The organism is Lentzea sp. NPDC059081 (assembly GCF_042738015.1).
Taxonomy (GTDB): Bacteria; Actinomycetota; Actinomycetes; order Mycobacteriales; family Pseudonocardiaceae; genus Lentzea.
In genome coordinates this window covers 20,754-35,525 of sequence record NZ_JBHYGW010000011.1, presented here as the reverse complement: position 1 = coordinate 35,525, position 14,772 = coordinate 20,754, and the positions used below count along the sequence as shown (strand labels likewise).

Genomic DNA, 14,772 nt, shown 5'->3' with positions numbered 1-14,772 from the left:
GGGGCAGCCATGGCGCTCACCATCGACTTCAGCGGTGTCGACGGCACGATGCTCGCCGTCGTGGGCGGCAAGGCCGCGAACCTGGGAGAGCTCACCAGGGCCGGCTTCCCGGTGCCGCCGGGCTTCTGCGTCACCACGGACGCCTACCGCGCCGTCGCCGAAGCCGGCGAACTGGCGAGCACCACACCGGAGAACGCCCGTCGGACGTTGCTGGAAACCCCTGTGCCGCAGGAGATCCGCGACGCGATCGGCACGGCGTACCGCGCGCTCGGCGACAACGTGCCCGTCGCGGTGCGGTCCAGTGCGACGGCGGAGGACCTGCCGTTCGCGAGCTTCGCGGGCCAGCAGGACACGTTCCTCAACGTCGTCGGCGAGGACGCGGTGGTCGACGCCGTCCGCCGGTGCTGGGCCTCGTTGTGGACCGATCGCGCGGTCAGCTACCGCGAGACCAACGGCATCGACCACACCACGACCTACCTTGCCGTTGTGGTACAGCAGATGGTGCAGTCCGCGATCTCCGGCGTGATGTTCACGGCGAACCCGGTCACCGGCAAGCGCGACCAGGTCGTCATCGACGCCAGCTCCGGCCTCGGCGAAGCCGTCGTGTCCGGCGCCGTCAACCCCGACCACTTCGTCGTCGACGGCAGTGACATCGTCGAGAAACGGCTGGGGGACAAGAGGTTCCTCATCCGCTCACTGCCCGGTGGCGGCACCGAGCACGTCGAGGTCGGCGAGAACGGGGACCCATGCCTCACCGACGGGCAGATCCACGCTCTCGCCGTCCTCGGCCGCAAGGTGCAGCAGCACTACGGCGCGCCGCAGGACACCGAGTGGGCCATCGACGCCGACGGCGACCTGCACCTCACCCAAGCGCGGCCGATCACGACGCTGTTCCCGTTGCCGGACAACGCGGACGGCGACGTGCACGTCTACTTCTGCTTCAGCCTCGCCCAGGGCCTCGAGCGGCCGATCACGCCGATGGGCCGCGCGGTGTTCCGCGAGATCGCCAAGTCCGCGCTCGAGATCGTGATCGGCGACCCGGCGAGCAAGTCCTATGTGGAGGCCGGTGACCGGATCTTCCTCGACGTCACGAAGGTCTTGCGCAGCAAGGTGGGTCGCGAGTTCGTGACGCGTCTGCTCGGCGTGATGGAGGCGCGTTCGGCCGAGGTGCTGCGCGGCCTGTTCGACGACCCGAGGTTCGCGATCACGACCTCCTCGCCGGCACCCGCGGTGAAACGCGTGCTGCGCCTCGCCCGCCGGTTCCACGTGCCCGTGACGGCGGTGAAAGCGCTGGCGAACCCGGAGAAGGCCGTGCGGACCGCGTTGCTGATGGAACGCGAGGTCCTGGAGAAGTCCGCGAGCCTCTCGATCGAACAGGCGCTGCGGCAGTGCGTAGTGCCGATGCTCCCGAAGCTCGCGCCCACCGCGTTGATCGGGTTCGCGATGCTCGGCCTCGTGGGCAAGGTCGTGCGGACGAAGCCGGGGGAGCTGCAGACCGTGCTGCGCGGCCTGCCCAACAACATCACCACCGAGATGGACATGGCGATGTGGGACGTCGCCCAGCAGATTCGCCGCGATCCCGCCGCACTGGAGCGGTTCCGCGCCGGCGGCCGTCCCGCCGTGCTGGAGGACTTCCTGGCGAGGTGGGGACACCGCGCCGTGGCCGAGATCGACCTGGGCCTGCCCCGGTGGTCCGACGACCCGGCGCACGTCGCCGGCGTGGTGCGGAACTTCCTGCTGCTGGACGGGGACCAGGCGCATCCGGACGTGGTGTTCGCGCGCGGTGCCGCCGAAGCCGAGGCGATGATCGAGACCCTCGCCCGGCGGGCCAGGGGACGTGGCTGGCTCGTGCGCTTCGCCTTGCGCCGCACCAGAATGCTCGCCGGCCTGCGCGAGTATCCGAAGTACCTGGTCATCACGCTGTTCGGGACCCTGCGCAAGAGGATCGCCGAGATCGGTGCCCAGCTCGCCGCGGACGGCCGCCTCGACGCCGGGGACGACGTGTTCTTCCTGGACTTCGAGGAAATGCGCTCCGCACGAGGAGACCTGCGCGAGATCGTGGCGGCGCGGCGGGAGGTCTACGACCGCGAGCTGCGGCGCAGGCACATCCCGCGTGTGCTGCTGTCGGACGGGACGGAACCCGAGGCGGTGCACCACGGCGTCCCCGCGGACGGCGACCTGGTCGGCACGCCGGCGTCGGCGGGCACGGTCACCGGCGTCGCGCGGGTCGTCATGGACCCGGTCGGCGCCCACCTCGAACCCGGCGAGATCCTCGTGGCCCCGTCGACGGATCCCGGGTGGACTCCGCTGTTCCTGACCGCGGGCGGCCTGGTGATGGAGATGGGCGGCGCGAACTCGCACGGCGCCGTCGTCGCGCGGGAGTACGGGATCCCGGCGGTCGTGGGCGTGCGCGAGGCCGTGACGAGGATCAAGACCGGCGAGCGGATCACCGTCGACGGCAGCACGGGCGCGGTGATCGCCGCCGACTCGCCCGTCCGAGTCTCGCAGGACCTGCTGGACGCGTAATCTCGGAGGCGTGGCTGAGTCCAACAAGGGTGAGCTGACCAAGGCCCAGCAGGGCATCGCCGACTACCTGCTGCGCGCGGGCGTGGACGGCTTCGGGCCGTTCAAGAGCGCCCGCGAGGCCGCGTCCGACGCGCTCGCCAAGAAGGGCGACGAGGTCGCCGCGATCAGGCACCTGATCCGCACGCACGTGGCGCTCGCCGGAGCCCAGGGCTTCATCACGAACCTCGGCGGGCTGATCACCCTGCCCGTCTCGCTGCCGTCCAACGTCGCGGCCACCTACGTGATCCAGACGCACCTCATCGCGTCGATCGCGTCGCTGCGCGGCCACGACGTCGACAGCGAGGAGGTGCAGACGGCCATCCTGCTGTGCCTGCTCGGCAACGCCGGAACCGAACTGTTCAAAAAGGTCGGCATCAAGCAGTTCACCAAGAAGGCCGCCTCGGCCCTCATCACGAGATACGGCACGAAAAAGCTCGGCAGCCTCGCCGCGAAGGGCGTTCCGGTGCTCGGCGGCGTCATCGGCGGTGGTGTCGACGCCGCCTCGACCCGTGCGGTCGGCGCATTCGCGAATCGCTACTTCACCCAGTCGGAACTGCTGCCGCCGGAGCCGGACCAGGAGCCGAAGGTCATCGACGGCGAAGTGCTGCACGTCGAGATCGAAGAAGCGGACGGAACGACCGACTCGCGCTAGCTCAGCCGGTCGCGCGCCGCGCTGAACGCGTCGGACGGAATGAGCACACCCCCGCTGAACGGGTTCTGCAGCTGGTAGATCGCGAACAGCAGCAGCACCAGCGTCGAGGCCAGCGTGATCGTGATCAGCAGCTGCGAGACCAGGTTCGGCCCGCCGAACAGGAACGGGAAGAGCAGCGACAGCAGCGTGCCGATCACCAGCGCCAGCCACACGACCGGGTTGACGCCGTTGCCCGCCGCCTCCAGCCGCTCCTGCCGGGCCTGGTAGACCTCCCAGAGCTGGTTCGCGGCCTCGGCCTTGCGGTCCTCCTGCCAGTCGCCGTCCGGTGCCGTGGTCGCGATCGTCTCCTTGAGCCGGTTCAACGTGACCCAGCCCCGGTCGTCGACGTCCTCGCCGTCGCGCATGCGCGGCCACTCGTCGTTCACGACGGTCGAGACGTAGTCGCGGCTGAGCTCGTCCACCTTGGACTTCGCCGGCTCGGGCAGCGACGAGGCCGACCAGTTGACCGCGACGAGCGCGTTGGCCTCCTTCTGCACCTGCTCCTCCGCGCTGTTGGCGGCGTCGAACAGCGAGATCAGGATGAACGCGACCAGCACGGCGTGCAGGCCGGCGACGATGCTGAACACCGAGCCGCCGGCGCCGAGGTTCTTCTCGCTCACCTCGTCCGAGCCGAACCGGCGGGTGATGACGACGAGGACGGCGGAGATGACCGCGGCACCCAGAACCCAGAGCGTGCCGCTGAGGTAAATGCTCAATTCGGCTCCTTTCTTGGAGTGGGATTAGACCACGGTCTACTGTGGCCGGTACAGCGCGGTCCGGTTCACGAGTAATGGTCAGGTGGAAATGCACGGCAACAGCACGAATACCCGGTTGTCGTATTGGGCTGCTCCATCCCGGTGGCGTCGCGATTTGCTCGCGTTGAGTGCCGCGTCGACTCTCGTGGTGCTTTCCGCGCCGTTCACCAGCGCTGTTGCGCAGGCTGCTCCGCCGAGTTGTGACGCTTATCAAGTGCGTTCACTCAATCGGGGAAACTTTTCGACTTTCTCGAAACTCGACGTGTCATCCGGTGGGGTGACGGAAGTAGCTCGGCTGGACTACGCGGTGAATGCGCTGGGGTACTCGCCCGCACTGGGACGTCTCGTCGGCCTCACGTCGAAAGGCCACCAGTGGTGGAAGAACCCGTCGCACGTCGTCCTGATCGACACCAAGGGCGCGGTCAACGACCTCGGACCCGTTGACGCGCCGTGGTTCCACACCGACGACGTGTCCGCGGGCGCCGTCGTCGGCACCACGTTCTACGTGCGCGACTACGCGCGGCTGCACGCGATCGACATCGACCCGGCCAGTCCGTCGTACCTGAAGGTCGTGCGGACCGTGGTGCTCGGCTGGCCCGCGCTGGCGCTCGACGACTTCACGCCGAACCCGGTGACCGGGAAGCTCACCGGCGTCTCGGCGGGCGGCCACGGGCCGGGCGAGGTCGTCACGTTCGACCCGGTGACCGGCCGGGTGGTGAGCACGACCGAGATCGCCGGCCTGCCGGGCAGGTCCACCTACGGCGCCGTCGTGGTCGACGCGGCGGGCACGGTGTACGCCGTCAACAACGGCTACCAGGGCCGCAGCCGCGTCTACCGGATCACCGGAACGTCCGCGGCGGAGCTGTCGACGGGCGAGCAGATGGGCATGATCGACGCGGCGGGCTGCCTGCCGGCGCCGATGCCGCCCCGCGTCGAGCCTCCGGCGCCCCGCCCCGAGGTGCCGCAGCCTCCCGCCCCCACTTCGGCACCGTCACCGGTACCGTCACCGGCGCCCGCTCCCGTTCCGGCACCGGTGCCCGTCGTCGCGCCGGTCGTGCGGACGCCTCCGGTGGTGACGAGCCCACCATCCGTTCCGCCGCAACCGGTTCCGGTGCGCGCGGCGCGGCAGAAGACCGAGCCGCGCGCGGACCTCGCGCTGGATCCAGAGTCGACGCCGCTGACCAAGTCGCGCAAGTGGGCGATGGTGACGATCGTCCTCGTGATGCTGGGTGCCGGCGCGGCGGCGGCCCGAGCCCGCGGTTAATTCGGTTGGCGTGATTCGGTGCCGTCGCTAGCGTTGCGGCCATGTACTTCAGCTGATGAAGCCCCGCAGCGCTCTCGACGCTTGCTCCGCGACCTCGTTCGTCGCGCGTGGTGACCCTTCCGCGGGTCCTTCTCTCACGGCTGTTCTGTCGCCGTGCCCTTGCACGCCCTCTTCGTGAGGAGGCTTTCGCATGCCTGACACCACCCCGCCCGAGCCGGGCAACCGCGCCGCACGCCGTGCGCGCAAACGAGGCCAGGACCAGAACACGCACTTCACGCTGCCGCAGCAGCGGGTGCCGGTGGTCCAGCCGCGCCAGTTCGCGACCCGTCGCCGCGGAGGAACCGCGTAGCCGACGCGCGACCAGGCGCGACACCGCGGGGGACGCGTTCGTTCGATCGAGCGCGTCCCCTGCTCCCTTGGGGGCACTGTCTCCCGTTCTGTCCGGATCCGATCTAGCCTGAGTTGCCTACCGGACCGACAGGATCGGAGGCGCCAGATGAGGATTGCTGACGTTGTGCGGGCCAAGGGATCGGCGGTCGCGACGATCGCTCCCGACTTACCGGTGTCCGAGCTGCTCAGAACCCTGGCCGACCACAACGTCGGCGCGATCGTCGTCGTCGGCCCGTCGGGCGTGGTGGGCATCGTGTCCGAACGCGACGTCGTCCGCCGCCTGCACGAGGTGGGCGCCGACCTGCTGTCCGCCCCGGTCTCGTCGATCATGACCGTCGACGTCTACACGTGCTCGCCCTCGGACACGGTCGACGGCCTCACGGTCGTGATGACCGAACGGCGCTTCCGGCACGTGCCCGTGGTGTCCGACGGGGAGCTGGTCGGGATCGTCAGCATCGGCGACGTCGTGAAGAGCCGGATCGGCCAGCTCGAACAGTCGCAGGACCAGCTGCAGGCCTACATCGCCCAGGGCTGACCCGACGTCACTACGCTCGTTCGGGTGAATCGTTCCTCGGATGGACCCGACCTCGCGCCGGAGCTGGTGCAGGTCGCGCCCGGAGCCCACGCCTACGTCCAGCCCGACGGGTCCTGGATGATCAACAACACCGGCGTGGTCCTCGGTACCGACGACACGCTGCTGCTCGTCGACACGACGTCCACCGAGGCGCGCAACCGCGCGTTGCTCGCCTCGGTGGCGTCCGTGACCGCCGCCGACCCCCGGTACGTGGTCAACACCCACCACCACGGCGACCACACCTACGGCAACTGGCTGCTCCCGCCGTCGACCACGATCATCGGCCACGACGCCTGCCGCGAGGAGGTCGTCTCGGCCGGCCTGATCGCGTCCCAGGTGCTGGCCGGCCCGGACTACGGCCACCTCGAGGTCCGGCCGCCGTCGCTGACCTACACGACGTCGTTGACGCTGCACCTCGGCACGCGCGTAGTCGAGCTGCACCACCCCGGCCCCGCGCACACCCGTGGCGACACCGTCGTGTGGCTCCCGGCCGACCGCGTCCTGTACACCGGCGACCTCGTCTTCGCGGGCGGCCAGCCGTTCCTCGCCGAGGGCAGCATCCAGGGCTACCTGTCCGCGCTCGAGTTCCTGCGCGCGTTCGACGCCGACGTCGTCGTCCCCGGCCACGGCCCGCTGTTGCGCGGCGACGACATCACCCGCGTGCTCGACGACCTCGTCGCGTACACGACCTACCTCTACGACCTCGCCACGGCAGGCCACGCGGCCGGCAAGACCCCGATGGAGGTCGCCCGCGAGGCAGGGGAGTCGCGGTACTCGTCGTGGCAGGAGCCCGAGCGCCTCGTCGGCAACCTCCACCGCGCCTACCACGAGCTGGACGGCAAGCCCCTCTCCGAACGCGTCGAGCTCGTTCCCGTCTGGATGGACATGATGGAGCTCCACGGCGGCCCCATCGCCTGCCACGCCTGACTGATATATCGGTTCGCCGACGACGTCGTCGGCGAACTGCTGGTCGGCAGCGAGGTCTTCTGGACATCGTCCACATCAGACCTCGCCGCCGACCGGAAGGCGTGCGTCAGCCGGCGCGACCGACCTCGGGCGGCGTCGGCACGTTCTCGGCCTTGGTGCCGGCCGGCATCGCCCACATGAAAGCGCGCATCATCGCGTACTGGAGCTTCAGCCCGACGCCGACGTCGCCGGACTCGACGACCTGCTTGAGCGCGGCGAGGATGCCCTTCCAGGTGCCGTCGACCTTGTCGAGCCGCTCGACGCCCTCGGGCCAGCCGGAGTTGCGCACCGTGACGCGCGTTCCGCCGTCGACCTCCTCGAGCTCCCAAGAGACGACGGTCCACGGGTCGTCGCGCATCGTGAGCCGTTGCGTGTGGGAGAGCAGCCGCGGCGGGTCGACCTCGACGACGCGACCGACGACGAACACACGCTTCCCATCGGTCGACCGGTAGTACAGCGGCGCACCCGGCTTGAGCGTCGAGTCGAGCACGGCGTCCATCATGGCGCGTTGCCTGCCGTCGAGTTTGGTGATCTCCGCCCACACCTTCTCGATGGGAGCGGCGATCACGATGCTGTGCACCAGTTCGGCACCGGGGTCAGCCAACGTCCTCATCCTCCTGTCCGGCGCCCTCGACCGCGTGCTTCAGGCCGACCAGCGCCGCTGCCCAGTTCTCCTCGTACTGCGTGACCCACCGCCGGTGGATCTGCTGGATGGGCACGGGGTTCAGGTGGTTGACCCGCTTCCGGCCCCGCGGCTCCACGAGGACCAGATCGGCCTCGCGCAGCACACCGAGGTGCTGCATGACGACGTGCCGGCTCGTCTCCAACGCCTCCACCAGCTCACTCGTCGTACGAGGGCCGGTGCGCAGGACATCGAGGATCGCGCGCCGCAGCGGGTTCGCCAGGGCACGCCAGACGGCGTCGTCATCATGTGGCAACTTCATTACGTAATATTTCTAACACCTGATCCGCCCCAAGTCGAGACGAGCGCGGTTCGTCGCCTGTGCTGAACGCCCAAGGCCTATAAGTTCGAGAGATGCTGCACGACGTCGCCGACGCCACGCGCCGATATATCGGTTTGCTCGACGCCGACCAGCGTGACCACGCGATCCGCGCGGTCACCGACGACGACGTCCGGCACCGCTGGGCGTACACACCCGGCACCCGACCCGGCCTGGTGCTCGGCGACCTCCGCCGCGACCAGCGCAAAGCCGTCCACGGCATGTTGGCCACCGTCCTCAGCCCCCACTCGTACGCGCAAGCCGCGGCGGTGATGGCACTCGAAGACGTCCTCGACCACCGCGAGGGCGGCACCCGCGACCGCCACAGCGGCGACTACTGGACCATCCTCTTCGGCACCCCGGCCGGCGACGAACCGTGGGGATGGCGCGTCGAAGGCCACCACCTGTCGGTGAACGTCGTCGTCGCCGACGGCCGCGTCTCGGCGACGCCGTTCTTCCTGGGAGCGAACCCGGCCCGCGTCACCTACCGAGGCCGCGTGGTCGGCCAGCCGTTGCGACTGGAGGAGGAGCTCGCCCGCCAGCTCCTCGACCGCATGGGACCGACCGCCCGCGGCCTCGCCGTCGTGTCGGACACCGCGCCCCACGACATCCGCACCGGCAACGCCCCGCGCGTCACCCCGTCCGACCCGGTCGGCGTGACGCCGGCCCAGCTCGGCAAACCCGCGGGGGAGCTGCTCGTCGACATCGTCCGCCTCTACCTCGACCGCCTCGCGTTCGAGCTGGCTGACGACGAGTTCGCGCAGCTCGACTTCGACCGCCTGCACTTCGCGTGGGAGGGCTCACTACGCCGCGGCGAGGGCCACTACTACCGGGTCCAAGGCCCGGAACTGCTCATCGAGTACGACAACACGGCCAACGAGGCCAACCACGTCCACACGGTGTGGCGTCGCCATTCACGTGACTTCGGCGACGACCTCATCGCCGCCCACTACGACACGTCACGGCACACTGTCGCCCGTGGAGTGGCCCAGAACGGTTGACGACGCCGTCGCGATGCAAGAACGCCTGCGCACCCAGGTGATCACCACCAGCGCGCCGGACCTGCGCGTGGACACCGTCGCGGGCCTTGACGTCGGCTATCGCGGCGATGACACCGTCACGGGCGTGTGCGTGGTGTTCGACGCGAAGACGCTGACCGTCCTCGACGAGGTCGTCGTCGAGGACAAGACGGACTTCCCCTACATCCCCGGCCTGTTCGCGTTCCGCGAGATGCCGGTCCTGCTCACCGCTCTCGGCCGGCTCACCGTCGCCCCGGACCTGCTGGTCGCGGACGGCCAGGGCCTCGCCCATCCGCGCCGCTTCGGCCTGGCGTGCCACCTCGGCGTGCAGACCGGCATCCCGAGCATCGGCGTCGCCAAGAACGCGATGGGCACCTTCGACCAGCCCGGCCCCGAGCGCGGGTCGGCGAGCGACCTCGTCATGGACGACGAGGTCGTCGGCAGGGCACTGCGCACGCAGGACGGCGTCAAGCCGGTCTTCGTGTCGGTCGGCCACAAGATCGACCTGGACCGCGCCTGCGCCGAGGTGCTGCGCCTCGCCCCGCGCTACCGGCTGCCCGAGACGACCCGCCGCGCCGACACCCTCACGCGGCAGGCTGCTTCGTCGGGGTGAAGCTCAGCAGCACGAGCAGGATCGCACCGCAGACCAGCGCGATGTCCGCGACGTTGCCGACGAACCAGCTGTTGTAGTCGATGAAGTCGACGACGTGCCCGCGCGCGAAACCCGGCGGCCGGAACAGCCGGTCGAGCAGGTGCGTGGTCGCGCCACCCAGCATCAACGCGAGGGCCGACGCCCGCAGCTTCGTCTGCGGCTGCAGCCCGTACCGCGCGAGCAGCACGACGGCGACGGCCGCGACGATGGTGAAGATCCACGTCGACCCCGCGCCGATCGAGAACGCGGCACCGGGGTTGTAGAGCAGCCTGAGCTGCAGGAACTCCCCGAGCACGGGGATGGGCGCGCGGCCCGTCAGCGCGCTCTCGGCCCAGAACTTCGTGGCCTGGTCCAGCAGCAGCACGAGCACGGCGATGCCGACGACGAGCGGCACGCGGCGAGAGGTGGTGGTGTCCATTTGCGGACGAGCGTAGTTAAGAACACCACCACTCGGCACTAGACCCTGGTCACGCGTCGAACGCGCCGACGTCGTCGACGTCGACAGCGGCGAGAAAGTTCGCCTCCAGCGAGTCCGATCGTTCGTCGGTGTCGTAGTCGACGCAGATGCGCCATCGCCCGTCGACACGGCGCGCATAGGTGTGGAAGCGACCGTAGAACGTGCGCTGGTCACCATCCGCCCGCGTCGCCACCATCCGGAAGATGCCACGCTCGCTCGCGAGGTCGCCGTCCGCGATGCGCTCGACGAACCGGAACGAGATGTCCACCGAGCTGCCCCGATCGGCGAGGTCGGCGAACCACTGCTCGATCTGGGCCGAGTAGCCCGCGAAACCGAGCACCTGCTTCGCGGGCCCGCCGGCACGGATCAGCTCCGGCGAGTGCAGCGCGAGGAACGCCGGCGCGTCCAGCCGCGAGTAGGACAGTCGGAACGGATGCCAGATGTCGTCGTTGAGCTGCCTCGCCACGTCGGAGTCCACGACCCCGGAAGCTAGCGCCGACCCCGCCCGCGCTCACCCGAATTTCGGCTACCGGTACCCGAACAGGAACGGATGGGTGTCGACGATCTTGCGAGCGACGGCGACGGAGTCGACCAACGGGTGCAACGCGAGAGCTTTCACCGCATGCGCGCGCTCGCCACTGACAGCCGCCTTGATGGTGGCGCGCTCGACGGTCTTCAACGACGTGACGAGCCCGACGCCCTCGTCGGGCACCTGGCTGACCGCGACGGGACGTGCGCCGTTGGCATCGACGAGGCTCGGCACCTCGACGACGGCGTCGGCGTCCAGACACGACAACGTGGTGCCGTTCGGCACGTTGAGAATCAATGTCGCCCGCTTGTCGGACGCGATGGCGTGCATCAGTTCCAGTGCGACCTGGTCGTAGCCGCCACCGTCGAGGTCGTCGGCGTCGCGTTCCTCATCGCGCGTCTCGGCCATGTAGGTCTGTTCGCGTTCAAGACGCGTCTCTTCCCAGCTCTCCAACGACGGCGCCGCGTAGAACCGTCGCTGCTGTTCCAACAAGAACGCCCCACGCGACGCACCAGCCTCCACGGCTTCGCGCGTGAAGTAGTAGTAGTGCAGGTACTCGTTCGGGATGGCACCCAGCGTCCGCAGCCACTCGGCACCGAAGAGCTTGCCCTCCTCGAACGACTCCAGCCGCTCGGCATCGGCGAGCAGCCCCGGCAGCACGTCGTGCCCGCGCACGTGCACACCGCGCAACCAGCCGAGGTGGTTGAGCCCGGCGTAGTCGAGCCACGCGTCGTCGAGGCTCACCCCGGCCGCCCGCGCGACCCGCTTGCCGAGCCCGACGGGGGAGTCGCAGATCCCGATGACCCGGTTGCCGAGATGCGCCGACATCGCCTCGGTGACCATGCCGGCCGGGTTGGTGAAGTTGATGACCCACGCGTCCGGCGCGTGCACCGATATACGACGCGCGATGTCGAGCGCGACGGGAACGGTGCGCAGACCGTAGGCGATCCCACCCGCCCCGACCGTCTCCTGCCCGAGCACCCCGCAGCCGGCCGCGACGCTCTCGTCGGCCGCACGCCCGTCGAGCCCGCCGACGCGGATCGCCGAGAACACGAAGTCCGCTCCCCGCACCGCCTCGTCGAGGTCCGTCGACGCCGCCACGGCGGGCGCGTCCGGGATGCCGTCCGCGAGCTCGGCGAGGACGCCGCCGACAGCCGCGAGGCGCGACGCGTCGAGGTCGTGCAGTACGACCTCGGTGACCCGGCCGGGCGAGTTGTCGCGGAGCAGCGCGCGATACACCAGCGGCACGCGGAAACCGCCGCCGCCCAGGATGACCAGCTTCATGCTTCGACCACGTCCATTCCGGCGTCTTCCCGCAGTGCGCCCAGCACGGTCGATCTTACATTTCAGCTGCGGCGCGCGACGAATTACCGGAGAGCGTTCCTTGCTGCGACGAGATCGCTGTCCGGAACACCATCGGCCGACTTCGTGACTCTGCACGTCAGGCTGTCGCGCCGCCGTATTGTCCCAGCTCAGGCGTAGCCCGGGCGATCCGCTCACGGGGTTCCGCGCACGACGAGAACGTGATAGAAAGAATGGCTTTGTGTTTTCGGAATGAATTTTCCGGGAAGACGGATTTATTGTATCACAGGGGGCAAGGTGTTGGCGAGCGAACAGGCACGGATCACCGCTCTGTATGAAAAGCTCGATCAGGAACGGAACAAAGCGGCCGCGGACCTCGCGGCGGCGCTGAAGGACACCACCACTCAGAGGCTCGACCGGGAAGCCGCCGTCGAGCTGCTGACCAGGCAGGTCGTCAAGTACCGCGCGGCGGAGGACGGCCTCTGCTTCGGCCGCATCGACTCGGAGAAGGGCGAGTGCGCCTACATCGGTCGCGTCGGACTGTTCGACGACGACTTCGAACCACTTCTGCTCGACTGGCGGGCACCGGCGGCGCGCCCGTTCTACACGGCGACCGCCGCGAACCCGGAAGGCGTCGTCCTGCGCCGGCACTTCCGCGTGCGCGACCGGGAGCTGCGCGACTTCCACGACGACGAGCTGCTGACCGACGCGACCGCACTCCTCGACGCCCTCGACGCACCCCGCACGGCGACGATGCGCGACATCGTGTCGACGATCCAGGCCGAGCAGGACGAGATCATCCGCTACTCGGGCTCCGGCGTGCTGGTCATCGAAGGCGGCCCCGGCACCGGCAAGACCGCCGTGGCCCTGCACCGAGTGGCCTACCTGCTGTACACGCGCCGTGAACGCCTGTCGCGGCACGGCGTGCTCATCGTCGGCCCGAACACCGGCTTCCTGCGCTACGTCGGCGACGTCCTGCCGTCGCTGGGGGAGACCGACGTCGTGTTCGCGACACCCGGCGAGCTCTACCCCGGCGTCGTCACCGACGTCGAGGACAGCCCGTCACTGCAACGCCTCAAGGGCCAGCTGTCGGTCCTGGACCTGCTGGCCGTCGCCGTCGCCGACCGGCAGGAGCTCCCCGACCAGCCGATCGACATCGAGCTGGAGGACGTCGTCGTCCCCCTCGACGCCCACGTCGCCGCCGTCGCCCGCGAGAAGACCCGCTACTACGACCTCCCGCACAACGCCGCCCGCAAGTACTTCTTCCTCGCGCTGGCCGAGGAGCTCGTCGCGCCGGCGATGCGGTTGATCGGTGTCGACTGGCCCGAGATCGAGGAGGACGTCCGCCACGAGCTCCGCCACAGCTCCGAGCTGCGCGCCGCCGTCGACAGGCTCTGGCCGCAGCTCACTCCCGAACAACTGCTCGCCGAGCTCTACGAGGGCCGCTGCTTCCGGATCGGCGTGCCGGAACTGTTCCGGGAGGACGGCGCCGCGTGGACGGTGTCCGACGTCCCTCTGCTCGACGAGCTCGCCGACCTCCTGGGCTCCGACGGCACCGCGGAGCGCAAAGCCATGCGTGAGGAGGAGGAACAACTCGAGTACGCCCGTGGCGTGATGGACGTCCTGTCCATCGACAAGCGCGCCGACTCCGAGGAGTACATCGTCACCGACTTCGTCAACGCCGAGATGCTGGCCATCCGCCACGAGGTGCGCGACCACCGCTCTCTCGCCGAGCGCGCCGCCGAAGACCGCACGTGGACGTACGGACACGTCGTCGTCGACGAGGCGCAGGAACTGTCTGCAATGGACTGGCGCGTGCTGCTGCGTCGGTGCCCCAACAAGTCCATGACCGTCGTCGGCGACCTGGCCCAGCGACAGGCCGCTGGTGGGGTCAAGAGCTGGGGCTCGGTGTTCGAACGGTTCGCCTACCGCCGGCTCGAGGTCAACTACCGCACGCCCGGCGAGATCATGGCGGTCGCGACCCCGGTCCTGAAGCTCGTCGACCCCGACGCGTCGGCGCCGGTGTCGGTTCGAGACACCGGCGTACGTCCGTGGGCCCGTCGCGTCACAGACATGCCGTCTGCCGTGCGCGACGAACTCGACGCCCACGCCGCCCGACGCGACGGCCGCACGATCGCTGTCATCGGCGAAGGCTGGATGCCGCCGCGCGCGTCGAAAGGACTGGAGTTCGACGTCGTCCTCGTCGTCGAACCGCAACGCATGTCACCGAGCGAGCTGTACGTGGCGTTGACGAGGGCGACGCAACGGCTCGGCGTACTGCACACCGAACCGTTGCCCCGTCACCTACGAGGTCTCCTCTGAGACCCACGCGAGGTAGTCGTCGTTGCCGCCGACCACGGTGGTGACGACGACCTCGGGCACGTCATAGGTGTGATGCGCCTTGATGTGCGCGACGAGTTCGTCGGCGCGGATGGCGGACGTCTTCACGACGCACTGCCATTCCGCGTCGACGTGCACTTCACCCTCCCACCGGTACACGCTGCGAATCGGCACGATCTGCACACACGCGCCGAGACGCGCCTCGACGATGTTCTTCGCCAACGACTCCGCAGCCTCGGCGGAGTCGACAGTCGTCGTCACCACGCA

At 69.3% G+C, this 14,772-nt stretch carries 16 protein-coding genes; 9 read left to right on the top strand and 7 right to left on the bottom strand.

The window, feature by feature from the left end; genetic code table 11:
* Nucleotides 1-9 precede the first annotated feature (9 nt).
* Entirely contained in the window at nt 10-2,526 is a 2,517-nt protein-coding gene (locus tag ACFWV3_RS24030; protein WP_382413846.1) for a PEP/pyruvate-binding domain-containing protein, read from the top strand.
* Nucleotides 2,527-2,536: 10 nt separating this feature from the next.
* The gene (locus ACFWV3_RS24025) at nt 2,537-3,217 is read left to right on the top strand and encodes an EcsC family protein (RefSeq protein WP_382413844.1); all 681 of its coding nucleotides are present in this window, start codon (nt 2,537-2,539) and stop codon (nt 3,215-3,217) included.
* Here the strand turns inward: ACFWV3_RS24025 and ACFWV3_RS24020 are convergent.
* Nucleotides 3,214-3,972 (bottom strand): DUF4239 domain-containing protein, encoded by a 759-nt coding sequence (locus tag ACFWV3_RS24020; RefSeq protein ID WP_382413843.1) that lies wholly within the window; start codon nt 3,970-3,972, stop codon nt 3,214-3,216. The genes ACFWV3_RS24025 and ACFWV3_RS24020 overlap by 4 nt on opposite strands.
* Before the next feature lie 88 nt (nt 3,973-4,060).
* Between ACFWV3_RS24020 and ACFWV3_RS24015 the strand changes: the two genes are divergently transcribed.
* The 4 genes from ACFWV3_RS24015 to ACFWV3_RS24000 all read left to right on the top strand — a co-directional run bounded on the left by ACFWV3_RS24015 (nt 4,061) and on the right by ACFWV3_RS24000 (nt 7,166).
* Complete coding sequence (locus tag ACFWV3_RS24015) at nt 4,061-5,275, top strand: DUF6923 family protein (protein ID WP_382413841.1); 1,215 nt, start codon at nt 4,061-4,063, stop codon at nt 5,273-5,275.
* Nucleotides 5,276-5,465: 190 nt separating this feature from the next.
* Nucleotides 5,466-5,624, top strand: a complete 159-nt coding sequence (locus ACFWV3_RS24010) for a hypothetical protein (protein WP_382413839.1) — start codon at nt 5,466-5,468, stop codon at nt 5,622-5,624.
* A 147-nt stretch (nt 5,625-5,771) separates the two neighbouring features.
* A complete protein-coding gene (locus tag ACFWV3_RS24005; protein ID WP_382413837.1) occupies nt 5,772-6,200 on the top strand; it encodes a CBS domain-containing protein in 429 nt (142 codons plus the stop codon).
* A gap of 24 nt (nt 6,201-6,224) precedes the next feature.
* Nucleotides 6,225-7,166: an MBL fold metallo-hydrolase gene (locus tag ACFWV3_RS24000; RefSeq protein ID WP_382413836.1), complete on the top strand. Its 942-nt coding sequence runs from the start codon at nt 6,225-6,227 to the stop codon at nt 7,164-7,166.
* Between the two features lie 106 nt (nt 7,167-7,272).
* Here ACFWV3_RS24000 and ACFWV3_RS23995 read toward each other — a convergent pair whose 3' ends face one another.
* Both ACFWV3_RS23995 and ACFWV3_RS23990 read right to left on the bottom strand, forming a co-directional pair.
* Entirely contained in the window at nt 7,273-7,818 is a 546-nt protein-coding gene (locus ACFWV3_RS23995) for an SRPBCC domain-containing protein (RefSeq protein ID WP_382413834.1), read from the bottom strand.
* A complete protein-coding gene (locus tag ACFWV3_RS23990) occupies nt 7,802-8,149 on the bottom strand; it encodes an ArsR/SmtB family transcription factor (protein ID WP_382413832.1) in 348 nt (115 codons plus the stop codon). The genes ACFWV3_RS23995 and ACFWV3_RS23990 overlap by 17 nt, the downstream gene beginning before the upstream one ends.
* Before the next feature lie 92 nt (nt 8,150-8,241).
* Here ACFWV3_RS23990 and ACFWV3_RS23985 point away from each other — a divergent pair, with 92 nt between their 5' ends.
* Nucleotides 8,242-9,207 (top strand): DUF3500 domain-containing protein, encoded by a 966-nt coding sequence (locus ACFWV3_RS23985; protein WP_382413831.1) that lies wholly within the window; start codon nt 8,242-8,244, stop codon nt 9,205-9,207.
* A complete protein-coding gene (locus tag ACFWV3_RS23980; protein ID WP_382413829.1) occupies nt 9,185-9,838 on the top strand; it encodes an endonuclease V in 654 nt (217 codons plus the stop codon). The genes ACFWV3_RS23985 and ACFWV3_RS23980 overlap by 23 nt, the downstream gene beginning before the upstream one ends.
* On the opposite strand, the gene lspA is transcribed toward ACFWV3_RS23980, so the two are convergent.
* Genes lspA through ACFWV3_RS23965 form a run of 3 tightly spaced genes read right to left on the bottom strand, consistent with a single transcriptional unit; the run spans nt 9,810 to nt 12,147 of the window.
* Nucleotides 9,810-10,295 (bottom strand): signal peptidase II, encoded by a 486-nt coding sequence (gene lspA / locus ACFWV3_RS23975; RefSeq protein ID WP_382413827.1) that lies wholly within the window; start codon nt 10,293-10,295, stop codon nt 9,810-9,812. The two genes, ACFWV3_RS23980 and lspA, sit on opposite strands and share 29 nt — an antisense overlap.
* A 49-nt stretch (nt 10,296-10,344) precedes the next feature.
* A complete protein-coding gene (locus ACFWV3_RS23970; RefSeq protein ID WP_382413825.1) occupies nt 10,345-10,812 on the bottom strand; it encodes a YybH family protein in 468 nt (155 codons plus the stop codon).
* Between the two features lie 48 nt (nt 10,813-10,860).
* Entirely contained in the window at nt 10,861-12,147 is a 1,287-nt protein-coding gene (locus ACFWV3_RS23965; RefSeq protein WP_382413823.1) for a 6-phospho-beta-glucosidase, read from the bottom strand.
* A 315-nt stretch (nt 12,148-12,462) separates the two neighbouring features.
* On the opposite strand from ACFWV3_RS23965, the gene ACFWV3_RS23960 reads away from it, so the two are divergent.
* Nucleotides 12,463-14,487, top strand: a complete 2,025-nt coding sequence (locus ACFWV3_RS23960; RefSeq protein WP_382413821.1) for a UvrD-helicase domain-containing protein — start codon at nt 12,463-12,465, stop codon at nt 14,485-14,487.
* On the opposite strand, the gene cutA is transcribed toward ACFWV3_RS23960, so the two are convergent.
* Complete coding sequence (cutA, locus tag ACFWV3_RS23955; protein ID WP_382414216.1) at nt 14,470-14,766, bottom strand: divalent-cation tolerance protein CutA; 297 nt, start codon at nt 14,764-14,766, stop codon at nt 14,470-14,472. The genes ACFWV3_RS23960 and cutA overlap by 18 nt on opposite strands.
* Nucleotides 14,767-14,772: the final 6 nt, after the last annotated feature.